This window comes from Nocardioides mangrovi (assembly GCF_020073815.1).
GTDB classification, from domain to species: Bacteria; Actinomycetota; Actinomycetes; order Propionibacteriales; family Nocardioidaceae; genus Nocardioides; species Nocardioides mangrovi.
In genome coordinates, this window is record NZ_JAIQZJ010000013.1 from 161,598 (window position 1) to 182,092 (window position 20,495).

Annotated in this window: 26 protein-coding genes; 23 read left to right on the forward strand and 3 right to left on the reverse strand. The window is 72.9% G+C overall.

Annotation, left to right across the window (positions count from 1 at the left end; genetic code table 11):
• The first annotated feature begins 29 nt into the window (after positions 1 to 29).
• Genes K8U61_RS19540 through K8U61_RS19550 form a run of 3 tightly spaced genes read left to right on the forward strand, consistent with a single transcriptional unit; the run spans position 30 to position 1,682 of the window.
• Positions 30 to 317: an ArsR/SmtB family transcription factor gene (locus tag K8U61_RS19540; RefSeq protein WP_224124734.1), complete on the forward strand. Its 288-nt coding sequence runs from the start codon at positions 30 to 32 to the stop codon at positions 315 to 317.
• 1 nt (position 318) lies between these two features.
• Positions 319 to 708, forward strand: coding sequence for a VOC family protein (locus K8U61_RS19545; protein ID WP_224124735.1), 390 nt, complete (start codon positions 319 to 321; stop codon positions 706 to 708).
• Positions 705 to 1,682, forward strand: a complete 978-nt coding sequence (locus tag K8U61_RS19550) for a haloalkane dehalogenase (RefSeq protein ID WP_224124736.1) — start codon at positions 705 to 707, stop codon at positions 1,680 to 1,682. The genes K8U61_RS19545 and K8U61_RS19550 overlap by 4 nt, the downstream gene beginning before the upstream one ends.
• Before the next feature lie 134 nt (positions 1,683 to 1,816).
• On the opposite strand, the gene K8U61_RS19555 is transcribed toward K8U61_RS19550, so the two are convergent.
• A complete protein-coding gene (locus K8U61_RS19555; protein ID WP_224124737.1) occupies positions 1,817 to 2,203 on the reverse strand; it encodes a RidA family protein in 387 nt (128 codons plus the stop codon).
• A 211-nt stretch (positions 2,204 to 2,414) separates the two neighbouring features.
• Between K8U61_RS19555 and K8U61_RS19560 the strand changes: the two genes are divergently transcribed.
• The 7 genes from K8U61_RS19560 (at position 2,415) to K8U61_RS19590 (ending at position 8,307) form a co-directional block, all read left to right on the forward strand.
• A complete protein-coding gene (locus tag K8U61_RS19560; protein WP_443680381.1) occupies positions 2,415 to 3,353 on the forward strand; it encodes an ABC transporter ATP-binding protein in 939 nt (312 codons plus the stop codon).
• Positions 3,353 to 4,168 carry an ABC transporter permease gene (locus K8U61_RS19565; protein WP_224124738.1) on the forward strand — a complete coding sequence of 272 codons (816 nt, stop codon included), beginning with the start codon at positions 3,353 to 3,355 and terminating at the stop codon, positions 4,166 to 4,168. The genes K8U61_RS19560 and K8U61_RS19565 overlap by 1 nt, the downstream gene beginning before the upstream one ends.
• Positions 4,168 to 4,980 (forward strand): ABC transporter permease, encoded by an 813-nt coding sequence (locus K8U61_RS19570; protein ID WP_224124739.1) that lies wholly within the window; start codon positions 4,168 to 4,170, stop codon positions 4,978 to 4,980. The genes K8U61_RS19565 and K8U61_RS19570 overlap by 1 nt, the downstream gene beginning before the upstream one ends.
• A 124-nt stretch (positions 4,981 to 5,104) precedes the next feature.
• Complete coding sequence (locus tag K8U61_RS19575) at positions 5,105 to 6,256, forward strand: methyltransferase domain-containing protein (protein ID WP_224124740.1); 1,152 nt, start codon at positions 5,105 to 5,107, stop codon at positions 6,254 to 6,256.
• A gap of 6 nt (positions 6,257 to 6,262) precedes the next feature.
• Positions 6,263 to 6,457, forward strand: a complete 195-nt coding sequence (locus K8U61_RS19580) for a DUF3046 domain-containing protein (RefSeq protein ID WP_224124741.1) — start codon at positions 6,263 to 6,265, stop codon at positions 6,455 to 6,457.
• Positions 6,458 to 6,469: 12 nt separating this feature from the next.
• Complete coding sequence (locus K8U61_RS19585) at positions 6,470 to 7,270, forward strand: S-methyl-5'-thioadenosine phosphorylase (protein ID WP_224124742.1); 801 nt, start codon at positions 6,470 to 6,472, stop codon at positions 7,268 to 7,270.
• Positions 7,270 to 8,307: an NAD-dependent epimerase/dehydratase family protein gene (locus K8U61_RS19590; RefSeq protein ID WP_224124743.1), complete on the forward strand. Its 1,038-nt coding sequence runs from the start codon at positions 7,270 to 7,272 to the stop codon at positions 8,305 to 8,307. The genes K8U61_RS19585 and K8U61_RS19590 overlap by 1 nt, the downstream gene beginning before the upstream one ends.
• A gap of 3 nt (positions 8,308 to 8,310) precedes the next feature.
• Here K8U61_RS19590 and K8U61_RS19595 read toward each other — a convergent pair whose 3' ends face one another.
• A complete protein-coding gene (locus K8U61_RS19595; protein WP_224124744.1) occupies positions 8,311 to 9,660 on the reverse strand; it encodes a hypothetical protein in 1,350 nt (449 codons plus the stop codon).
• A gap of 112 nt (positions 9,661 to 9,772) precedes the next feature.
• Here K8U61_RS19595 and K8U61_RS19600 point away from each other — a divergent pair, with 112 nt between their 5' ends.
• The 11 genes from K8U61_RS19600 (at position 9,773) to K8U61_RS19650 (ending at position 18,496) form a co-directional block, all read left to right on the forward strand.
• Entirely contained in the window at positions 9,773 to 10,432 is a 660-nt protein-coding gene (locus tag K8U61_RS19600) for a glycosyltransferase family 2 protein (protein ID WP_224124745.1), read from the forward strand.
• Complete coding sequence (locus tag K8U61_RS19605) at positions 10,429 to 11,079, forward strand: TIGR04282 family arsenosugar biosynthesis glycosyltransferase (protein ID WP_263427439.1); 651 nt, start codon at positions 10,429 to 10,431, stop codon at positions 11,077 to 11,079. Before K8U61_RS19600 ends, K8U61_RS19605 begins: the two co-directional genes overlap by 4 nt.
• Positions 11,076 to 11,642, forward strand: a complete 567-nt coding sequence (locus K8U61_RS19610) for a class I SAM-dependent methyltransferase (RefSeq protein WP_224124746.1) — start codon at positions 11,076 to 11,078, stop codon at positions 11,640 to 11,642. Before K8U61_RS19605 ends, K8U61_RS19610 begins: the two co-directional genes overlap by 4 nt.
• Positions 11,639 to 12,790 (forward strand): molybdopterin-dependent oxidoreductase, encoded by a 1,152-nt coding sequence (locus tag K8U61_RS19615; protein WP_224124747.1) that lies wholly within the window; start codon positions 11,639 to 11,641, stop codon positions 12,788 to 12,790. The genes K8U61_RS19610 and K8U61_RS19615 overlap by 4 nt, the downstream gene beginning before the upstream one ends.
• The gene (locus tag K8U61_RS19620) at positions 12,787 to 13,194 is read left to right on the forward strand and encodes a hypothetical protein (protein WP_224124748.1); all 408 of its coding nucleotides are present in this window, start codon (positions 12,787 to 12,789) and stop codon (positions 13,192 to 13,194) included. Before K8U61_RS19615 ends, K8U61_RS19620 begins: the two co-directional genes overlap by 4 nt.
• Position 13,195: 1 nt before the next feature.
• A complete protein-coding gene (locus tag K8U61_RS19625; RefSeq protein ID WP_224124749.1) occupies positions 13,196 to 13,879 on the forward strand; it encodes a response regulator transcription factor in 684 nt (227 codons plus the stop codon).
• Complete coding sequence (locus K8U61_RS19630) at positions 13,869 to 15,005, forward strand: sensor histidine kinase (protein ID WP_224124750.1); 1,137 nt, start codon at positions 13,869 to 13,871, stop codon at positions 15,003 to 15,005. Before K8U61_RS19625 ends, K8U61_RS19630 begins: the two co-directional genes overlap by 11 nt.
• Positions 15,006 to 15,201: 196 nt before the next feature.
• Positions 15,202 to 16,251: a recombinase RecA gene (gene recA / locus K8U61_RS19635; protein ID WP_224124751.1), complete on the forward strand. Its 1,050-nt coding sequence runs from the start codon at positions 15,202 to 15,204 to the stop codon at positions 16,249 to 16,251.
• 133 nt (positions 16,252 to 16,384) lie between these two features.
• Positions 16,385 to 17,032 carry a regulatory protein RecX gene (locus K8U61_RS19640; RefSeq protein ID WP_224124752.1) on the forward strand — a complete coding sequence of 216 codons (648 nt, stop codon included), beginning with the start codon at positions 16,385 to 16,387 and terminating at the stop codon, positions 17,030 to 17,032.
• A 271-nt stretch (positions 17,033 to 17,303) separates the two neighbouring features.
• Entirely contained in the window at positions 17,304 to 17,795 is a 492-nt protein-coding gene (locus K8U61_RS19645; protein ID WP_224124753.1) for a phosphoribosyltransferase, read from the forward strand.
• Positions 17,792 to 18,496, forward strand: coding sequence for a GNAT family N-acetyltransferase (locus K8U61_RS19650; RefSeq protein WP_224124754.1), 705 nt, complete (start codon positions 17,792 to 17,794; stop codon positions 18,494 to 18,496). Before K8U61_RS19645 ends, K8U61_RS19650 begins: the two co-directional genes overlap by 4 nt.
• Before the next feature lie 22 nt (positions 18,497 to 18,518).
• On the opposite strand, the gene K8U61_RS19655 is transcribed toward K8U61_RS19650, so the two are convergent.
• Positions 18,519 to 19,211 carry a hypothetical protein gene (locus tag K8U61_RS19655; protein ID WP_224124755.1) on the reverse strand — a complete coding sequence of 231 codons (693 nt, stop codon included), beginning with the start codon at positions 19,209 to 19,211 and terminating at the stop codon, positions 18,519 to 18,521.
• A gap of 109 nt (positions 19,212 to 19,320) precedes the next feature.
• On the opposite strand from K8U61_RS19655, the gene K8U61_RS19660 reads away from it, so the two are divergent.
• A complete protein-coding gene (locus K8U61_RS19660; protein WP_224124756.1) occupies positions 19,321 to 20,115 on the forward strand; it encodes a HipA family kinase in 795 nt (264 codons plus the stop codon).
• Positions 20,112 to 20,492: a DUF3037 domain-containing protein gene (locus tag K8U61_RS19665; RefSeq protein ID WP_224124757.1), complete on the forward strand. Its 381-nt coding sequence runs from the start codon at positions 20,112 to 20,114 to the stop codon at positions 20,490 to 20,492. The genes K8U61_RS19660 and K8U61_RS19665 overlap by 4 nt, the downstream gene beginning before the upstream one ends.
• The last annotated feature ends 3 nt before the right edge of the window (positions 20,493 to 20,495 follow it).

Genomic DNA, 20,495 nt, shown 5'->3' on the forward strand with positions numbered 1-20,495 from the left:
GCAAGTGGCTGCTTGCCTATAGTCGCCGCGTGGACGGCGGCGACGTGTTCAAGGCGCTCGCCGACCCGACCCGCCGGATCCTGCTCGACGAGCTCACGGAGCGTGACGGACAGACGCTCTTCGAGCTCTGCGGGCGACTGGCGACCAAGCACGGCAGCAGCTCGTCGCGGCAGGCGATCTCCCAGCACCTCGACGTGCTGGAGGCCGCCGGGCTGGTCGTGACGCGGCGCGACGGTCGCTACAAGTTCCACCACATCGACACCGACCCGCTCCGGCCGATCGTGGCCCGGTGGTTGGGCGACGAGCCGGGAGGCTGACATGAGGATCACCCTGACGAGCGTGCCGGTCGACGACCAGGCACGGGCCGAGCGCTTCTACACCGAGGTCCTCGGCTTCCAGGTCAAGCACGACGTGCCGCTCGGCGAGCACCGCTGGCTGACCGTCGTGTCGCCCGAGGACCCGTCCGGGCCGGAGCTGCTGCTCGAACCGGCCGGCCACCCGGCGCTCGCGCCGTACCGGGACGCGCTGCTGGCCGACGGCATCCCCTACGCGCAGCTGACGGTCGACGACGTCCGGGCCGAGCACGCCCGGCTCGTCGGCCTCGGCGTGCGGTTCACGCAGGAGCCGGCCGACATGGGTCCCGTCACGACGGCGGTCCTCGACGACACCTGCGGCAACCTCATCCAGATCGTCACCCCGGTCTCGTGACGTCGGAGCCGCCGGCCGGCGTGCTGAGGACGCCCGACGAGTGCTTCGCCGGGCTGCCGGCGTACGCGTTCGACCCGCACTACGTGTCGGTGACGGCGCCGGGCCTCGACCCCGTGCGGATGCACTACCTCGACGAGGGTCCGGCCGACGGTCCGGTGGCGCTGCTCCTGCACGGCCAGCCGACCTGGTCCTACCTCTACCGGTCGGTCGTGCCGGTGCTGGCCGCCGCGGGGATCCGGGTGATCGCGCCGGACCACATCGGCTACGGCCGCTCGGACAAGCCGGCGGTGGCGACCGATTACACCTTCGCGCGGCACATCGCGTGGCTGCAGGGCCTGGTCGTCTCGCTCGACCTGCGCGACGTCACGCTCGTCGCGCAGGACTGGGGCGGGCCGATCGGCTTCAGCGTGCTGGCCGCCGAGCCGTCGCGGTTCGCGCGGGTGGTCGCGGCCAACACGATCCTGCACACGGCCTCGCCCGACCTCGCGGACCGGCTGACCTGGGCCGTGCACGGGCTGGGGGAGTCGCGGGTGGTGCTGGAGGAGGGCCTGGTCGACTACCTGCTCCACACCCAGCGCGCCCCGGAGCTGCGGCCCTCGGACTTCCTCGCGGCGGCCACCGCGTCGACGCTGCCGCCCGAGGTGCTCGCGGCGTACGACGCGCCGTACCCGAGCCCGGCGTACACCGCGGGGCTGCGGCAGATGATCGCCCTGCTGCCGCTGACCCGCAACGACGTCGGTGCGCGGATCGGGCGGCGGACGATGCGGGCACTGGAGGAGTGGGACCGGCCGTTCGTGACCGCCTACTCCGACGGCGACCCCGCCACGCGCGGCTGGGAGTCGGTCTTCCAGGAGCGGGTGCCGGGGGCTCGTGGGCAGGAGCACGTCACCATCGCCGGCGCCGGCCACTTCCTCCAGGAGGACGCCGGGCCCGAGCTCGCCCGGGTCGTGGCTCGGGTGATGACGACGACCTAGCCGGCGGCATGGATACCCGGTGGACCGGGGATTCCTGCACCTCGGGGGTGTTGCCCCGAGGTGACCGACGTGGCCGATCGCTGGGGCCGGTGGGACAGGGGTTGCAGGCGGGGCGGACTGGATCCAGCGGCCGGTCAGGCGTCGGGGACGACCGCGTCGAGCTCCATCTCGACCTTCCAGCGCGGGTCGAGCAGCTCCTTGACGACGACCATCGTGCTCGCCGGCATCGTGTCGCGGAAGAACTCCCCGTGCACCGCGCCGACCGCGTCGGCGTCCGCCGGGTCGACGACGTACTGCCGGGTCCGGACGACGTGCTCCGGTCCACCCCCGAGCTCGGCCAGGGCGGTCAGCATGATCTCCCAGCAGCGTCGCGCCTGGACCGCCGGATCGGGGTCGACCGTGCCGTCGGGCCACACCGGCGCGGTCCCGCTGACCGCCACCACCGACCCCACGCGGACCGCCCGGCTGAAGCCGATCGTCTCCTCGTACGGCGAGCCCGACCGGGCGTGCTGTCGCTCCATGCGCGGGACTGTAGCGGTCGGTTGATTTACGGACGCCGGCCCTGACCGCCACGGGGCCAGGATTGGTCACCAACCCCCTCTCCACGGGCCGAAGTCCGGGGGATTGGTCCCCAACCCCTACCGGGAGGCAACGGGAGTGACAGGAGAGGCGTCCGAAAATCGACAGGAATCCAGGAGCGCGGTGTCGGTACGACGATCTAGGGTCGACGCCGTGACGGACTCGATGATCCATGCGGCGGGGCTGCGCAAGTCGTTCGGGGACTTCGAGGCGGTGCGGGGGATCGACGTCGACGTCCGGCGCGGCGAGGCGTTCGGGTTCCTCGGGCCCAACGGCGCCGGCAAGTCGAGCACGATGCGGATGATCGCCGCCGTCTCGCCCGTCAGCGACGGGCAGCTGCGGATCCTCGACCGCGACCCCGCGACCGACGGGCCCGAGATCCGCGCCCGGATCGGCGTGTGCCCGCAGGAGGACACCCTCGACACCGAGCTCAACGTCCGCGACAACCTCATCGTCTACGGCCGCTACTTCGGGCTGCCGCGCGCCGAGGTGCGCGAGCGGGCGGACGAGCTGCTCGAGTTCGTGCAGCTGACCGAGAAGGCCAAGGCCAAGGTCGACGACCTCTCGGGCGGCATGAAGCGCCGCCTCACGATCGCGCGGAGCCTGATCAACCGGCCCGAGCTGCTGCTCCTCGACGAGCCCACGACCGGCCTCGACCCGCAGGCCCGCCACGTCGTGTGGGACCGGCTCTTCCGGCTCAAGCAGCAGGGCGTGACGCTCGTGCTGACCACCCACTACATGGACGAGGCCGAGCAGCTCACCGACCGCCTCGTCGTCATGGACAAGGGCCTCATCGTCGCCGAGGGCTCCCCGCTCGAGCTGATCGCGACCCACTCCACCCGCGAGGTCGCCGAGCTGCGCTTCGGTGTCGCGAGCGAGGGTGACACCCACGAGGCGCTGGTGGGCAAGGTCGAGGACCTCGCCGACCGGGTCGAGGTGCTGCCCGACCGGCTGCTGCTCTACACGACCGACGGGGAGGAGACCGTCGCCAAGGTGCACGAGCGCGGCCTCGAGCCGGTCGCGACGCTCGTACGCCGGAGCACGCTCGAGGACGTGTTCCTCCGCCTCACCGGCCGGACCCTGGTCGACTGATGGCGACGACCCCGACACCCTCCAGCGCGCCCGCGACGCCGTTCGCCGGAGCGCTGCGCCAGGTCGACTACTGGTGGACGCTCTACCTCCGCACCTGGAAGGGCAGCGTCGTCAACTCCTTCGCCTCGCCGCTGCTCTACGTGTTGGCGATGGGCGTCCTGCTCGGCGGGTTCATCGAGGTCGCGCCGAGCGAGCTCGAGGGCGCGACGTCCTACCTCGACTTCGTCGCCCCCGGCCTGCTCGCCTCGCAGGCGATGACGATCGCCTTCGGCGAGACCACCTATCCGGTCATGGGGATGATCAAGTGGCAGCGCATCTACTTCTCGATGATCGCGAGCCCCCTGACGGTCAGTGAGGTCCTGCTCGCCCAGTTCGGGTTCGTCGCGGCCCGCACGCTGCTGGCCTGCGTCGTCTTCGTCGCGGTGATGGCGCCGTTCGGCGTCTTCGCCAGCGTCGGCGGGGCGCTGGGTGCGCTGCTCGTCCAGGTCCTCGTCGGCCTGGCGTTCGCGACGCCGGTCCTGGCCTACTCCGCCGCGCTGAAGGACGAGAGTGGGTTCGCCGTCGTCTACCGCCTCGGCCTGATCCCGCTCTTCCTCTTCTCGGGCGCGTTCTTCCCGGTCGCCAACCTCGGCGCCGGCCTCGAGGCGCTCGCGAAGGTCACGCCGCTGTGGCACGGAGTCGACCTGACCCGGATGCTCACCCTCGGCCAGGTCGACTGGTCGATGGCCGCCGTCCACGTCGCCTACCTCGTCGTCCTCGCGGCCCTCGGCTGGTGGCTCGCCGTCCGCCAGCTCACGAGGAGGCTGGTGTCCTGATGTCCGTGCTCACCAACGCCGCCGTCCGCGCCGCCGCGCGCCCGCTCGGCGCCCGCGAGGCCGCCGGTCTGCTGCTCTACCGCAACTACCTCGCCTACCGCCGCGGCTGGTACTTCTTCGTCACCGGCTTCCTCGAGCCGGTCTTCTACCTCTTCTCGATCGGCGTCGGCGTGGGCGGCCTGGTTACCGGCTTCGAGCTCAACGGCCACGCGATCCCGTACGCCGACTTCGTCGCCCCCGGCATGCTCGCGGCGTCGGCGATGAACGGCGCGGTCATGGACTCGACGTTCAACTTCTTCTTCAAGCTGAAGTACAACAAGCTCTTCGACCAGATGCTCGCGACGCCGCTGACCACCATGGACGTCGCCCGCGGCGAGCTCAGCTGGTCCCTGGTCCGCGGCGGGATCTACTCCGCGGCGTTCCTGGTCGTGATGCTCGCGATGGGCCTTGTCTCGTCGTGGTGGGCCGTGCTCGCGGTTCCGGCGGCGCTGCTGATCGCGCTCGCCTTCGGCGGCATCTGCATGGCGCTGACCACCTGGATGCGCAGCTGGCAGGACTTCGAGTACGTCACCCTCGCGACGCTGCCGATGTTCCTGCTCTCCGCGACGTTCTTCCCGGTCACCGCCTTCCCGGCCGGCGTCCGCTGGCTGGTCGAGATCACGCCGCTCTACCGCGGCGTCGTGCTGTGCCGCGAGCTCACCACCGGCGTCCTGTCCTGGGGGAGCGCCTTCTCGGTGGTCTACCTGGTCGCCATGGGCCTGGTCGGCCTGGCCGTCGTACGCCGACGCCTCGACAAGCTGCTCCTGACGTGACGGCCGTCGGCCTCGACGGCGTCGGGTCGCTCCGCACCGACCTCCGCTCGACATGGCTCCATCTCGACGGAGCCTGGCCGGAAGTCGCAGGCATGAGGACAGCGCCCGCTGGGAGGATGGCGCCATGACCGCCGAGTCCGAGATCGAGCCCGACACCAAGGACTGGACCTGGGTCCTCGACCGCCCGTGCCCGGAGTGCGGGTTCGACGCGACCGCGGTCACCGTGGACCGGATCCCGGAGGTCGTCCGCGACAACGCCACCACCTGGGAGGCCGTGCTCACGCTCCCCGACGTCGCCGTCCGCCCCGACCCGACGACGTGGTCGCCGCTGGAGTACTCCTGCCACGTGCGCGACGTCCACCGCGTCTTCGACCTCCGCGTCGGGCTGATGCTCGACGAGGACGAGCCGACCTTCGCCAACTGGGACCAGGACGAGACCGCGGTCGCGGAGCGGTACGCCGAGCAGGACCCGGCCACGGTGTCCGAGGACCTGCTGGCCGCCGCGGAGCAGGTCGCCGAGCGCTACGATTCGGTGCCGCCCGGCGCCTGGGGCCGTCGCGGCCTCCGCAGCAACGGCAGCGAGTTCACCGTCGAGAGCATCGGGCTCTACCACCTCCACGACATCGTCCACCACGCCTGGGACGTCCGGTCCGCGGTCGTCCGCGCCACCGTCGAGGCGTACGACGCGTCCGCGGCCGGCTACCGCGACGCCGCCGCGATCGCCCCGGAGGCGATCCGCCGGCGGGTCTCGGCGTTCGCCGCCGCGGTCGGCCCCGGCGGCCGGGTCCTCGAGGTCGGCAGCGCCGGTGGCCGCGACGTGGTGCTGCTCGAGGAGGCCGGGCTCGACGTCCGGTGCACCGACATCACCCCGGCGTTCGTCGAGATGCTGCGCGCCGCCGGGCGCGACGCCGACCGGCTCGACCCCCTGCACGACGACCTCGACGACCCCCAGCGCCCTGGCACGCCGTACGACGGCGTCTGGGCCAACGCCTGCCTCCTCCACGTCGCGCGCACCGACCTGCCGGTCGTGCTCGGGCGGCTGGCCGCGGCGACCCGGCCCGGTGGCGTCCTGGGCCTCTCCCTCAAGCAGGGCGACGGGGACTCCTGGTCGACCCACGGTCGCGTCGACGGCCGCCGCTTCTTCACCTACTGGCAGCCGGAGCCGCTGCGCGCGGTGCTCGAGGCGTCGGGGTGGCAGGTGGACTCCCTCACCTCCGAGCGCGGCTCGGAGACCGAGCAGCTCTGGCTGATCGGTCAGGCCAGCCGTCTACGCTGAGAGGCGATGAGACACACCGAGTTCTGGGCGCGCATGGACGACGCTCTCGGCAGCAGCTACTCCCGCACCTGGGCGGACACCTTCGTGATCGGCGAGCTCGACGGGCAGACCGCGAGCGGCGCCCTCGCGGCAGGTGTCCCGGCCAAGCAGGTCTGGGAGGCCGTCTGGCGGAGCCTGGAGCTCCCGGCCGTCAAGAAGTGACAGGGTGGCCGCATGACGATCGCTGACGTCGCCGTGATCGGCGGCACCGGCTTCTACTCCTTCCTCGACGACCCCCAGGAGGTCGCCGTCGAGACGCCGTACGGCGACCCGTCGGCGCCGGTCGCGGTCGGCACCGTCGCGGGCCGGCGGGTTGCGTTCCTGCCGCGCCACGGCCCGCACCACGAGTTCCCGCCGCACGCGATCCCCTTCCGCGCCAACCTCTGGGCGCTGCGCTCGCTCGGCGTGCGTCAGGTGCTCGCGCCGTGCGCGGTCGGGGGTCTGAGTGACGCGGTCGCACCCGGCGACCTGGTCGTGCCCGACCAGCTCGTCGACCGGACCTTCCGCCGGGTCCCGTCGTACGTCGAGACCGGCGCCGTGCACCTGCCGTTCGCCGATCCCTACTGCCCGGGCGTCTCCGCCGCGCTCGCGTCCGCGGCGCCGGACGTGAAGGCCGGGGGAGCGATGGTGGTGATCGAGGGGCCGCGCTTCTCGACCCGCGCCGAGTCGCGGCACTACGCCGCCGAGGGGTGGACCCTGATCAACATGACCGGAGCGCCCGAGGCGGCGCTCGCCCGGGAGCAGCGGCTCTGCTACGCCGCGCTCGCGCTGGTCACCGACATGGATGCCGGCGCCGAGAGCGGCGAGGGCGTCGGCCAGGAGGAGGTCTTCGCGCTCTTCCGCGCCAACCTCGACCGCCTCCGCGGCCTGCTCACGACCGCCATCGAGAACCTCCCCGACCCGGCCGGCTGCACCTGCTCGACCTGGGCCGACGGCATCGAGCTGAGCTACGACGTCCCGGGCGAGCCCTCCTGATGCGGGTGCTGCTCACCGGCTCGGCCGGCTTCATCGGCGGCGCCATCGCCACCGCACTCGCCGGGGCCGGGCACGAGGTCGTCGGCGCCGACCTGATGCTGCCCCAGGCCCATGGCTCCTCCGACGTCCCGGCCGGCACCCACCGCCTCGACGTCCGCGACCCCGCCGGCTGGGCGCCGCTGCTGGCCGGCGTCGACGCCGTCTGCCACCAGGCCGCCATGGTGGGTGCGGGCGCGCGGGTCGCGGACCTGCCCGACTACGCCGGCCACAACGACCTCGGCACCGCCGTCCTGCTCGCGGCCATGCACGAGGCCGGCGTCGACCGCCTCGTGCTCGCCTCCTCGATGGTCGTCTACGGCGAGGGCCGCTACACCTGCCCGAGCCACGGCGACCAGGTCCCGCCGCCGCGCAGCGTCGCCGCGCTCGAGGCCGGCGACGTCGAGAACCACTGCCCCCACTGCGGATCCGCGCTCGGGTGGGCCCTCGTCGACGAGTCGGCGCGGCTCGACCCGCGTTCGTCGTACGCCGCCAGCAAGGTCGCCCAGGAGCACTACGCCTCGGCCTGGGTGCGGCAGGCCGACGCGGCGGCGATCGCGCTGCGCTACCACAACGTCTACGGGCCGGGGATGCCGCGGGACACGCCCTACTCCGGCGTCGCGGCGATGTTCCGCTCCTCCCTCGAGCGCGGCGAGCGGCCGCAGGTCTTCGAGGACGGCGGCCAGATGCGCGACTTCGTGCACGTCGCCGACGTCGCCCGCGCCAACGTCCTCGCGCTCGAGTCCGTCGTCGCCTCCGGCGCCGGCCGGTACGACGCCTACAACGTCTCCTCCGGCGAGCCGATCCCGATCCTAGACGTCGCGCGGATGGTCGGCGCCGACAGCGGGATCGAGCCGGAGGTCACGGGCGGCTACCGGCTCGGCGACGTCCGCCACATCGTCGCGTCGCCCGAGCGCGCCCGCGCCGAGCTCGGCTTCGGGGCCGAGGTCCGGCCGGCCGACGGCCTCCGCGAGTTCGCGACGGCGCCGCTGCGGGCCTGACCCTCACCAGCTCGTGTAGAGCAGGTGCTGGACGCCGATCGCCCAGACCACCTGCAGCGCCAGCGCCCATCGTCGCCAGGGCGGCGGCAGCAGCGCGAGCGAGATCGTCAGCCACGGCACGAACGGCAGCCAGATCCGCTCCACCTCGGCCTTGCTCATCCGGGACAGGTCGGCCAGCAGGACGCACGCCAGCGCCGCCGCGACGAGCATGACCGGGACGCGGGGGAGCCGTCGCCACCCCGCCGCGACCGTCCCGAGCCCGGCGCCGAGCGCCGGGCCGGCACAGACCAGGAGCGCGGCCAGGTCTCCCCACAGCCAGTACGCCGCCGGCCGGTCCGCGGCTATGCCGTCCCAGTAGCGGTCGTGGAGCACGGGATAGGCGTCCCACCAGGCGAAGCCGAACGGCACGAACGCCAGCACCACCGCCAGCGCGACCACCGCCGCGACCGGCAGCGGCCACCACGACCGGGCGAGCCAGAGGATCGCCAGGGCGACCAGCCCCAGCAGCGGGAGGCCGTAGGACATCATCACGACCGCACCGAGCAGCAGTCCCGCCAGGACCGACCACGCCACCATCCGCGACCGCGCGGGAGCACGAGCGCCGAGGGCCAGGCAGGCCAGGCCCCAGGCCGACACGGCGGCGTACAGCGCGTCGGCCGAGACCGCCATGAAGACCGCCGCCGGTGTCAGCACCAGGTAGGGCGCGGCCCGTCGGGCCAGGTCCTCCACGCCCAGCGCTCGCATCGTCACGAGCACGGCGAGCGCGGTCGTGGCCGCGATCGCCGTGACCACGAGCCCGGCCGCCACCGACGAGCCGAGGCCGACGCGGTCCAGCCCGACGAAGAAGAGCAGCGCCAGCGGGGGATGCCCGGCGGGATCGGTCGGCCAGGCGGCCGGGGCGTCGATCGGGATCCGGTCGACGTAGGTCGAGAGCAGGGCGTGGACCGAGGTCACCTCCCGCGCGGACGGCAGGAAGCCGTAGCGCCCGCCGAGCACCCGCGAGATCCCGTCCGTGCCGTCGACCAGGGCGAGCGACAGCAGCCAGCCCAGGCCCACGGCGTACGACGTCAGCAGCAGCCGTCGCCACGGCAGCCAGCTCGCCAGCGTCGGGCCCCAGACCACCGACAGCCCCGCGATGAGCACCGCCGGCAGGGTTCCCGGACCGAACCAGTGCGGTGCCCACCAGCCGTGCAGCGGCGGCGTCTCGTCCGGCACCACGCTGCGCGGCGCCCGCGACCACACCTCCCAGCCGAACGCGTGCGGCACCACGAACGCCGCCGCCACCAGCACCAGCGCGACGACGAGGCCCACCAGGGGCGCTCGTCCGCGAGCGGTCGGCGTCGTCGTCGGCATGGTCCCGACAGTAGGTGCCCGAACGGCCCGGACCGCGGCTCGCGCGGCACCGTCACCGACTCGTAAGACTTCGACCGCCCGCGAGGGCCCGGCGCCGGACAGGCTGGGATCCATGGAACCCGTCTGCGACCTCGTCCTGCCGTGTCGCGACGAGGCCCGCGCCCTCGAGCTCCTGCTCCCGCGGGTGCCGGACGACCTCGCGGTGATCGTCGCCGACAACGGCTCCACCGACGCCACCGCCGATGTGGCCCGGCGCCACGGCGCGGTCGTCGTCACCGAGCTCCGCCCCGGGTACGGCGCCGCCGTCCATGCCGGCCTCGAGGCCGCGACCCGCGAGTACGTCGCGTTCATGGACGGTGACGACTCGCTCGACCCGGCCGAGGTCCTGCCGCTGCTCGCCGACGTCGTCGCGGGTCGTGCCGACCTGGCCGTCGGACGTCGTCGCCCGGTCGCCCGCGGCGTCTGGCCGTGGCACGCCCGCTGGGGCAACGCGCTGGTGCTCTGGTGGCTGCGCCGCCGGATCGGCGCGTCGATCCACGACATCGCGCCCGTCCGGGTCTGCCGGCGCGACGCCCTCCTCGACCTCGGCGTGCGCGACCGGCGGTTCGGCTATCCCGTGGAGCTCCTCGACCGGGCGACCCGGGCCGGCTGGCGGATCGTCGAGCACGACGTGGCCTACCGTCCGCGCGCCGCCGGCACCCGCTCCAAGGTGTCCGGCTCGGTGCGCGGCACGCTCCGCACCGCGCACGACTTCTGGAAGGTCCTGCCATGAGCCCACGTGCCCTCGTCGTCGCGAAGGCCCCCGTCGCCGGCCGGGTGAAGACCCGCCTCGGCAAGGACGTCGGCGACGCGACCGCCGCCGACCTCGCCGCCGCTGCCCTGCTCGACACGGTGGCCGCCTGCCGCGACGCGTTCGGGCCCGACGGCTGCCTGCTCGCGCTCTCCGGCGACCTCGACGACGCCGTCCGCGGTGACGAGCTCCGGCACGCCGTCGCCGGCTGGCGCGTCGCCGCGCAGCGGGGGGCGACCTTCGCCGAGCGCCTCGGCAACGCCCACACCGACGTGCCACCGGGCGGCCCGGTGGTCCAGGTCGGGATGGACACGCCGCACGTGACGCCCGAGCAGCTGCGCCGGGTCGCGGCGGCCCTCGACGACCACGACGCCGTGCTCGGTCCGGCCGAGGACGGCGGCTGGTGGGTGCTCGGCCTCCGGACCCCTGCGGCCGCCCACGTGCTCCACGACGTGCCGATGTCCACGCCCACGACGTACGACGCCACCCGGGCCGCCCTGGTCGGGGCGGGCCTCGACGTCGGGACGACCGAGGTGATGCGCGACGTCGACACCGTGCCCGACGCCGAGGCGGTGGCCGCGGCCGCGCCGGACGGGGAGTTCGCCCGGACCTGGCGGGAGCGACCGTGACCGAGACGACGACCCTGCTGCGCCTGGACGACTGGGACCGGCCGCCGGACGCCGACGACCACGCCCTCCTCGACCTGTGCCTGGGTGCCACGCTCGACGTCGGCTGCGGGCCGGGCCGCCTCGCCACCGCCCTGGCCGAGCGCGGCCACGTCGTGCTCGGCATCGACGTGGTCACCGATGCCGTCGGTCGCACGCTGCGTCGCGGCGCCTCGGCGCTGCGTCGCGACGTCTTCTCCGTCCTGCCCGGCGAGGGCCGCTGGTGCACGGCGCTGCTGGCCGACGGCAACATCGGCATCGGCGGCGATCCGGTCGCCCTGCTCCACCGGCTCCGCGAGCTCCTCGACCCGCGCGGCCGGGTGGTGGCCGAGCTCGCCCCGCCGGGCGCGCCCAGCCTGTCGGGGTGGGCCACGCTGCGCTGGGGCGCCGACGAGAGCGAGCCGATCCCGTGGTCGGTGCTCGGGGTCGACGACGTCGACGCCGTCGCCGCCGAGGCCAACCTCGACGTCCGCGGCGTCCACCGCCTGGGGGACCGCTGGTGCGCAGTGCTCGAGGAGCGGCCATGAGGATCCCCGACGAGTCGGACTTCCCGTCCCGCCTCCGCAGCGCCGCGGTCACCGCTCGCGTCGGGCTCTGGCTCGGTTTCTGCTTCGCGATCTGCTTCGTCACCGGGCTGATCAGCCACTACGCCCAGAACGCCGACCACCCGGTGCCGTTCCCGACCAGCCCCGCCTGGGGATACCGGGTCACCCAGGGACTCCACGTCATCACCGGCACCGCCGCGGTGCCGCTCCTGCTCGTGAAGCTCTGGACCGTCTACCCGCGGCTCTTCCGCCGGCCCGAGCGCGACGTACGGCGCCTGCTGCTCGACGTCGCCGAGCGCGGCTCGATCGCGGTGCTCGTCGCGAGCGCCGTCTTCCAGCTCGCGACCGGGCTGGCCAACGCGGCGCAGTGGTACCCCTGGGCGTTCTCCTTCCGGTCGGCGCACTACGCGACGGCGTGGGTCGCGATCGGCGCGCTGGTCGTGCACGTGGCGGTGAAGCTGCCGATCATCCGCGGCGCCCTGGGTGCCGACGTCGACGACACGACCTACGACCGTCCGGCGGCCGACCGGCCCGGGGTCCTCGGCCGCCGCGGCCTGCTGCGCGCGACCTGGCTCTCCGCCGGCGTCGCCGTCCTCGCCACCGCCGGGAGCACGGTGCCGTGGCTGCGGCAGGTGTCCGTGCTCGGCGTCCGCTCGGGCGACGGCCCGGCGGGCATCCCGATCAACAAGTCCGCGGTCGCCGCCGGGGTCACCGCGTCCGCGACCAGCGCGGACTACCGGTTGCTGCTCGTCCACGGAGACCGGCAGGTCGCGCTGAGCCGCGCCGACCTGCTCGCGATGCCGCAGTCGACCCAGACCCTGCCGATCGCCTGCGTCGAGGGCTGGAGCGCGAGCGGCACCTGGTCCGGCGTCCGGGTGCGCGACCTGCTCGACCTCGTCGACGGCCCACGCGGCACCGACGTGCTGGTGACCTCGCTCCAGCAGTCCGGTCCCTACACGACCACCGTGCTGCACGGGAACTTCGCCGACGACGACCGCACGCTCCTCGCCCTCGCGCTCGAGGGCGAGCCGCTCGCGCTCGACCACGGCTTCCCGGCCCGGGTGATCGCGCCGGACCGGCCCGGCGTGCTGCAGACCAAGTGGGTCGGCCGGATCGAGGTGCCGACGTGACCCGCATCGTGATCGGGGCGGTCGGCGTCGCGCTCGCGGCGTACGGCGGCTGGCTGCTGCTGACCCGCGGGCACGACCTGCTCGGCCTCGATGGCGTCGTCGCCTGGCTGGCCGCGGGCGTGGTGCTGCACGACGGCGTGCTGGCGGTCCTCACGATCGTCCTGGCGGGGGTCGCGCTGCGCCTGGCGCCGACGGCCGCCCGGGCGCCCCTGGCCGTCGGGTTCGTCGTCCTCGGACCGCTCACGTTGCTGGCGGTGCCGGTGCTCGGCCGCTTCGGCGCCCGCGCCGACAACCCGACGTTGCTCGACCGCGACTACACCGCCGGCTGGCTGGCGCTCGCCGGCCTCACCGCCCTGGCCGTGGTGGTGGCCTCGCTCGTACGCTCGCGGCGAAGGGGGAGGTGACATGGCGAAGGTCCTCGTCGTCGACGACGACCACACGGTGCGCGAAGTGGTCGTGTCCTACCTGCGCGCCCACGAGCACGACGTGGTCGAGGCGGCCGACGGCGAGGCCGCGCTGCGCTCCATGCGCGACGCCCCCGCCGACCTCGTCGTGCTCGACCTGATGCTGCCCGGGATCGACGGCATCGAGGTGTGCCGGCGGCTGCGCGAGTCCGGCCAGGTCCCCGTCGTGATGCTCACGGCGCTGGGGGAGGAGACCGACCGGGTGATGGGCCTCGAGGTCGGCGCCGACGACTACGTCACCAAGCCGTTCAGCCCGCGTGAGCTCGCGCTGCGCGTCGACTCGGTGCTGCGGCGGACCGGCGTCCAGACCCCGCCGCAGCGCCTCGTCGACGGCGACCTGGTCGTCGACGAGGCCGCGCACGCGGCCTTCCGCGACGGCGTGGCGCTCGCCCTGACCGGCCGGGAGTTCGACCTCCTGCGTTTCCTGATCGCTCACCCGGGTACGGCGTACTCCCGGGACGACCTGCTCCGCCAGGTCTGGGGCTGGTCCATCGGCGACCACTCGACGGTGACCGTGCACGTCCGGCGGCTCCGGGAGAAGGTCGAGCAGGACCCGACCCGGCCGCAGCGGCTCTGCACCGTGTGGGGCGTCGGCTACCGATGGGAGACCGCCGATGAGCAGTGACCACATCCAGATCGTGTTGGTGGCGGCGCTCAGCGCCGCGGTCGTCGGGGTGATCGGACTGGCGGCGGCCTGGCTGCTGCGCCACCTGTCGATCCGCTGGCAGCTCGGTCTGATCGTGCTGGTCTCGATCGGTGCCGTGCTCGCGGGGGTCGTGGCCGTCTCCCACATGATGTTCATCTCCCACCACGACTGGGAGGTGGTGAGCCTCGTCGCCAGCGTGGCCGGGGTGGTGGCGCTGCTGGTCGCGCTCGCCGTCGGGGCCGCGATCTCGCAGTGGTCGGCCGCGCTGCGGCGCGACGCGCGCAGGCTCGGTGCCCACGGCACGTACGTCATCGAGCCGCGGGGACCGAGCGAGCTCCAGGCCGTCTCGGAGGAGCTCGCCCGGACCAGCGAGCGGCTCGAGGAGTCCCGCAGGCGCGAGGCGCGCCTGGAGGAGTCGCGGCGCGAGCTCGTCTCCTGGGTCTCCCACGACCTCCGCACGCCGCTGGCGGGGATGCGGGCGATGACCGAGGCCCTCGAGGACGGCATGGCGGCCGACCCGCAGCGCTACCACCGGCAGATCCGGGCCGAGGTCGACCGGATGGTGCGGATGGTCGACGACCTCTTCGAGCTGTCCCGGATCCACGCGGGGGTGCTGCGGCTGACCCCGGAGCCGGTCATGCTCGGCGATCTCGTGAGCGAGGCGATCGCCGGCGCCGACCCGGTGGCCCGGGCGCGCAGCGTGCGCCTCGGGGGGCGGGTCGAGGAGGGGGTCGAGGTGACCGCGGACGCGGCCGGGCTGTCCCGGGTGATGACCAACCTGATCATGAACGCCATCCGCCACACGCCCGCGGACGGCTCGGTCGAGATCCACGGCCGCGCCGTCCCCGACGGCATCGAGCTGAGCGTCAGCGACGAGTGCGGGGGGCTGTCCGAGGACCAGATGCAGCGCGTCTTCGACCTCGCCTGGCGCGGCGAGGGGGCGCGGACGCCGAAGCCGGACACGCCCCCGGAGACCCAGGGGGCCGGGCTGGGGCTGGCGATCGTCAAGGGCATCGTCGAGGCCCACCGCGGCGTCGTGCACGTCGAGAACGTCGGCGCCCCGTCGCCCGCCGGCTGCCGTTTCCTGGTCCGGCTGCCCGGCTGAGCCCCAGCCCGGATCCGGCCGCGACACGCCCAGACAACTCCCGAACGTCTGTTCGATCGTGGGCTAGTTTCTGTCCACAGGTACGACGCGGACCGGGGTTCTCCACAGTCTCGGCGGCGCTGATCAGGCGCTGTCGGTGGCCCGCTCTAGCGTTGCCGATGTGCCTGGAACCCGACGAGAGACAAGGAAGAACACCATGGCTGGTGGAGACCGCGAGAAGGCCCTGGACGCCGCCCTTCTCAACATCGAGAAGCAGTTCGGCAAGGGCTCGGTCATGCGCCTCGGCGACGAGACCCGCGCCCCCCTCGAGATCATCCCGACCGGATCGATCGCCCTCGACGTCGCGCTCGGCCTCGGTGGTCTGCCGCGCGGTCGCGTGGTGGAGATCTACGGTCCCGAGTCGTCGGGTAAGACCACGGTCGCGCTGCACGCGGTCGCCAACGCCCAGGCGCAGGGCGGCATCGTCGCCTTCATCGACGCCGAGCACGCGCTCGACCCGGAGTACGCGAAGGCGCTCGGCGTCGACACCGACGCCCTGCTCGTCTCCCAGCCCGACTCCGGCGAGCAGGCGCTCGAGATCGCGGACATGCTGGTCCGCTCCGGCGCGCTCTCGCTGATCGTCATCGACTCGGTGGCCGCGCTCGTGCCGCGGGCCGAGATCGAGGGCGAGATGGGAGACAGCCACGTGGGTCTCCAGGCCCGCCTGATGAGCCAGGCGCTGCGCAAGATGACCGGTGCCCTCAACAACTCCGGCACCACCGCGATCTTCATCAACCAGCTGCGCGAGAAGATCGGCGTCATGTTCGGCTCGCCCGAGACCACGACCGGTGGCCGGGCGCTGAAGTTCTACTCCTCGGTGCGCCTCGACGTGCGCCGCATCGAGACGCTCAAGGACGGCACCGACATGGTCGGCAACCGGACCCGCGTCAAGGTCGTGAAGAACAAGGTGGCCCCGCCGTTCAAGCAGGCCGAGTTCGACATCATGTACGGCAAGGGCATCAGCCGAGAGGGCGGCCTGATCGACGTCGGCGTCGAGGCGGGCCTGATCCGCAAGGCCGGCGCCTGGTACACCTACGAGGGCGACCAGCTCGGCCAGGGCAAGGAGAACTCCCGCAAGTTCCTCAAGGACAACCCCGACCTCGCCAACGAGATCGAGAAGAAGATCCTCGAGAAGCTCGGCGTCGGCCCGCAGGTCGACCAGGAGGCCCCGCTCTCCGACGAGCCGATCGGCATCGACTCCTTCTAGTGGTGGTCTCGAGACAGGCGCAGAGCGCCTTCCTCCACCACCGCCGACGGTGGTTGAGGTGCGAGGCGCGCTAGCGCCGAGCCTCGAAACCCGGTGAGCCGAGAAGCAGCCTGGTGCGAAGGAGGACGTCGAGATGACCTTCGACGAGCAACGCCCACCCCCCGAGTGGCTGGGCGACGTCTCGGCCGGGGTGGACGCCTGGACCCGGCGGGGGTCGGATCCAGGTGCGTCCACCCCCGCCGGACGGCCCGCCCCACCGCCCGAGGACACCGCGGTCCAGGTGCCCGAGGCCGACGCGGAGTCGGTGGCCCGCACGATCCTGCTCGACCAGCTCACCGGGCAGGCGCGCAGCCGCAGGGAGCTGGCCGACAAACTGGCGAAGAAGAACGTCCCGGACGAGATCGCGGTCCGGCTGCTCGACCGGTTCGAGGAGGTCGGGCTGGTCGACGACGAGGCGTTCGCCCGCTCCTGGATCGCCTCCCGGCAGCCGGGCAAGGGCCTGGCCCGCCGGGCGCTCGCGCAGGAGCTGCGCCGCAAGGGTGTCGACGACGAGGTCGCCCGCGACGCGCTCGACGAGATCGACCCCGCCGACGAGGAGGCCGCCGCCCGGGCGCTCGTTCGCAAGAAGCTCCGCTCGCTGAGCCGGGTCGACGACGCCACCGCCACCCGGCGGCTGGTCGGCATGCTCGCCCGCAAGGGCTACGGCTCGGGGATGTCCTTCGCGGTCGTCAAGGACGAGCTGGCCGCGTCGGGCCGCGAGGAGCCGGAGCCGGACCTCTAGGCCGGACTTCTAGGCCGGATCGGCAGCTCATGGTGCGCGGGGTCGGCGTAGGCGAGCCGGGCGCGACGGCCCCTGACACCACAGGTGCCGCAGGTTCATCAAGGGATGAGGTCGAACCCGCACCTCCCCAGACGAGCTCACCCCGGGAAGTGTCGCTGCGCCTTCATCCCTTGATGAGACCGCGCCGGACGCCACCAGGCGACACCCCGGAACCACGCCAGCACCACCGGGGTCTGGACGAGGGACGGGTCGGACCCGACAGAATGCATCCGTGGCAGACGAGCGGGAGACCCTGACCTACGAGCTGTTCGGCACCTCCGTGCGGGACCTCGCCCAGCAGGTGGTCGACAGCGGCTACGAGCCCGACGTGATCCTCTCGATCGCGCGCGGCGGCCTCGGCCTCGGGATGGGGCTGGGCTACGCCCTCGACGTGAAGAACCTGTCGGCGGTCAACGTCGAGTTCTACACCGGCGTCGACGAGCGGCTCGACGTGCCGATCATGCTGCCGCCGACCCCGGACGTCGTCGACCTGACCGGGCTCAAGGTGCTGATCGCCGACGACGTCGCCGACACCGGCAAGACCCTCGAGGTGGTCCGCGACTTCTGCGCCGACCACGTCCTCGAGGCGCGGACCGCGGTGATCTACGAGAAGCCCTGGACGGTGATCCACCCGGAGTACGTCTGGCGGCGTACCGACCGCTGGATCGACTTCCCGTGGTCGGTGCAGCCGCCCCTCGTACGCCGGAGCCGGCCGGAGCAGTGACCCGCACGCGGGTCGTCGTGCACGACCGGGGCCGGGACCTCGTCGGGGTCACCTTCCCCGACGAGTCGTGGTGGGCGGCCGCTCGCCGTACCGCCGCGAGCATGCACGGGGACCCGGTGCCCGTCGACCTGTCGGGGGAGGTCAAGCAGTTCCTCATCGACCACGACAGCGTCGTCACGCTCCGCGCGATGACCCGCGGCGACCTGCCCGACCTGCTCCGCTGGCGACGCAGCGAGCACATCCGCCGCTGGTGGGCGGGCGAGGGTGAGCCGACCGAGGAGGCGGTCACCGAGCGCTACGGGCCGCGCATCGACGGCGTCTCGCCGACCCGGATGTGGGTGGCCGAGGTCAACGGTCGCTCGGTCGGCTTCGTGCAGGACTACCGGATCGGCGACTATCCCGACTACGCCGTGCTCGGGCCCGACCCGGACGCGATCGGCGTCGACTACGCGCTCGCCGAGGAGTGGTGTGGCCGTGGCTTCGGCGCGCGGGTGCTGTGGACCTGGATGACCCGCACCCACCACCGCCGGCCGGGAGCGGCCTCCTACTTCGCGGCCCCCGACCACCGCAACGCCGCGTCGCGGCGGATGCTCGCCAAGGCCGGCTTCGACGAGGGCCTGTGGTTCGACGAGCCGCAGGAGGACGGATCGGTGCAGACCGTCGTGGGCTGCACCCTCGACGTGGGCCGGGTCCTGGGCTGACCCGGCCGACGCCGGTGTCCCCTCAGTAGGAGTAGGTGTAGAACTTCCCGCTCTGCGTCGTGGCGAACGTCTTGCTGCTCTTGATCTCCATCTTCCAGAAGAACTTGCCACGGCGAGGCGCGGGCAGCGGGGTCTTGAAGCCGCCCTTCTTGTTGGTCCTCACCGTCTTGTACTTCTTGAACTTCTTGCCCTGCTTCTTGAAGACGGTGACCTTGCCCTTGTACTTCGGTGAGACCTTGCCCTTGAGGACCACCCGGCGGTCGCCGACGTTCTGGTACGTGAGCTTGCGCTGCACCTTGCCGCTGACGCCCGCGGCCGAGGGGGAGTAGTCGGAGGTGCCGCTGTAGAGCACGCGGTACTTGGCGTTGCCGACCGCCTTGGTGCTGCCGTAGTAGTACGCCGAGTCGCTGGTCTTGATGGTCTTCCAGGCCTGGCCCGGCAACTGGCGCTGCACGGTGAGCGTGCCGTCGTAGACCTGGTTGCCGCTGGAGTCCTCGACGTTGATCGACAACGAGAGCGTGGTGCCGTAGACGATGGCGCCCGGTTGCTTGGAGTTGCTGCTGTAGCCCGGGTAGATCCACTTCTTGCCGTCGGTGCCGCTGACGATCTTGGTGGCGGTGGCTGCCGAGGCCGGTGACGCGGTGCCGACCAGCGTCATGGTGCCGACGGTGAGAACGGACGCGATCATCGTGCCGAGCAGTCGGCGTGTGCGCATAGGGCTTCCTCCCGAAGTCATCGAAGCATCCCCTCCGGATGCACCGGTCGACTACCCCATGGGGGTACAGCCCCAAACCCCTGAGTCCCGCGGCACTAGGGTGACGCACGTGATCCCCACGGTCTCGGTGACCCGCTACGTCACGCCGCTGCGCGAGGGCGGCAGCCTGCCCGGCATCGTCGAGGGCGACGACCTGGGGACCTACGTCTGCAAGTTCCGTGGCGCCGGCCAGGGGGCGAAGGTGCTGGTCGCCGAGGTCATCGTCGGTGAGCTCGCGCGCCGGATCGGGCTGCGCACGCCGACGCTGGTCGCGCTCGAGCTCGACCCGGAGATCGCCCGCTACGAGGCCGACGAGGAGGTCCAGGACCTGCTCAACCGGAGCCCGGGGCTCAACCTCGGCGTCGACTTCCTGCCCGGCGCGTTCGGCTTCGACGCCACCATGCCCCTGGACCCGGCCACCCCCGGCGACGGCGTGGCCGGCAAGGTGCTCTGGCTCGACGCCTTCACCGCCAACGTCGACCGGTCGTGGCGCAACCCCAACCTGCTCGTCTGGCACGGCGACCTGTGGGTCATCGACCACGGAGCGTCGCTCTACTTCCACCACGCCTGGGCCGGGGGCGTGACCGATCCGGCGCGGTTCGCGGCCCAGCCGTGGAGCATGGACGACCACGTCCTGCGCGCGTACGCCGCCGAGCTGCCGGGTGCCGACGCCGAGCTCGGTGCGCTGCTCGGCGAGGACGTCTTCGCCGAGGTGCTCGCCGAGGTGCCGGACGTCTGGCTGGAGCCGGTCCCTGGTGCCGAGACGCCCGACGAGCTGCGCGCGGCGTACGTCCGGTTCCTGACCGCCCGCCTCGCGACCCGGCAGTGGTTGCCCCAGACGCCGGGGGAGGTGGCGGCGCGATGACCCGCCTCTCCTACCAGTACGTCGTGATCCGGTGCGTGCCGCGCGTGGACCGCGAGGAGTTCCTCAACGTGGGGGTCGTCCTCTACTGCCAGGCCACCGACTACCTCGCCGTCGCGTGGCGGGTCGACCGCGACCGCCTCTCCGCGACCTTCCCGGCGCTCGACATGGACGCCGTCTGCGCGGCGCTCGACTTCGTCGAGGGCGTCTGCGTCGGCGACGAGCGCGGGGGCGAGGCGGCGAGCGCCCCGATCAGCCAGCGCTTCGGCTTCCTCAAGGCGCCGCGCAGCACCGTCCTCCAGCCCGGCCCCGTCCACGGCGGCGTGACCACCGACCCCGCCCGCCAGCTCGAGCACCTGCTGGAGAAGCTGGTCGGCTGAGGG

What these genes read in the sequence shown, in the direction of transcription:
- K8U61_RS19545 (WP_224124735.1), top strand. Translation starts at nt 319, where the DNA reads ATGAGGATCACCCTGACGAGCGTGCCGGTCGACGACCAGGCACGGGCC.
- K8U61_RS19555 (WP_224124737.1), bottom strand. Translation starts at nt 2,203, where the DNA reads ATGGAGCGACAGCACGCCCGGTCGGGCTCGCCGTACGAGGAGACGATC.
- K8U61_RS19565 (WP_224124738.1), top strand. Translation starts at nt 3,353, where the DNA reads ATGGCGACGACCCCGACACCCTCCAGCGCGCCCGCGACGCCGTTCGCC.
- K8U61_RS19570 (WP_224124739.1), top strand. Translation starts at nt 4,168, where the DNA reads ATGTCCGTGCTCACCAACGCCGCCGTCCGCGCCGCCGCGCGCCCGCTC.
- K8U61_RS19575 (WP_224124740.1), top strand. Translation starts at nt 5,105, where the DNA reads ATGACCGCCGAGTCCGAGATCGAGCCCGACACCAAGGACTGGACCTGG.
- K8U61_RS19580 (WP_224124741.1), top strand. Translation starts at nt 6,263, where the DNA reads ATGAGACACACCGAGTTCTGGGCGCGCATGGACGACGCTCTCGGCAGC.
- K8U61_RS19585 (WP_224124742.1), top strand. Translation starts at nt 6,470, where the DNA reads ATGACGATCGCTGACGTCGCCGTGATCGGCGGCACCGGCTTCTACTCC.
- K8U61_RS19590 (WP_224124743.1), top strand. Translation starts at nt 7,270, where the DNA reads ATGCGGGTGCTGCTCACCGGCTCGGCCGGCTTCATCGGCGGCGCCATC.
- K8U61_RS19595 (WP_224124744.1), bottom strand. Translation starts at nt 9,660, where the DNA reads ATGCCGACGACGACGCCGACCGCTCGCGGACGAGCGCCCCTGGTGGGC.
- K8U61_RS19600 (WP_224124745.1), top strand. Translation starts at nt 9,773, where the DNA reads ATGGAACCCGTCTGCGACCTCGTCCTGCCGTGTCGCGACGAGGCCCGC.
- K8U61_RS19605 (WP_263427439.1), top strand. Translation starts at nt 10,429, where the DNA reads ATGAGCCCACGTGCCCTCGTCGTCGCGAAGGCCCCCGTCGCCGGCCGG.
- K8U61_RS19615 (WP_224124747.1), top strand. Translation starts at nt 11,639, where the DNA reads ATGAGGATCCCCGACGAGTCGGACTTCCCGTCCCGCCTCCGCAGCGCC.
- K8U61_RS19625 (WP_224124749.1), top strand. Translation starts at nt 13,196, where the DNA reads ATGGCGAAGGTCCTCGTCGTCGACGACGACCACACGGTGCGCGAAGTG.
- K8U61_RS19630 (WP_224124750.1), top strand. Translation starts at nt 13,869, where the DNA reads ATGAGCAGTGACCACATCCAGATCGTGTTGGTGGCGGCGCTCAGCGCC.
- recA (WP_224124751.1), top strand. Translation starts at nt 15,202, where the DNA reads ATGGCTGGTGGAGACCGCGAGAAGGCCCTGGACGCCGCCCTTCTCAAC.
- K8U61_RS19640 (WP_224124752.1), top strand. Translation starts at nt 16,385, where the DNA reads ATGACCTTCGACGAGCAACGCCCACCCCCCGAGTGGCTGGGCGACGTC.
- K8U61_RS19655 (WP_224124755.1), bottom strand. Translation starts at nt 19,211, where the DNA reads ATGCGCACACGCCGACTGCTCGGCACGATGATCGCGTCCGTTCTCACC.
- K8U61_RS19665 (WP_224124757.1), top strand. Translation starts at nt 20,112, where the DNA reads ATGACCCGCCTCTCCTACCAGTACGTCGTGATCCGGTGCGTGCCGCGC.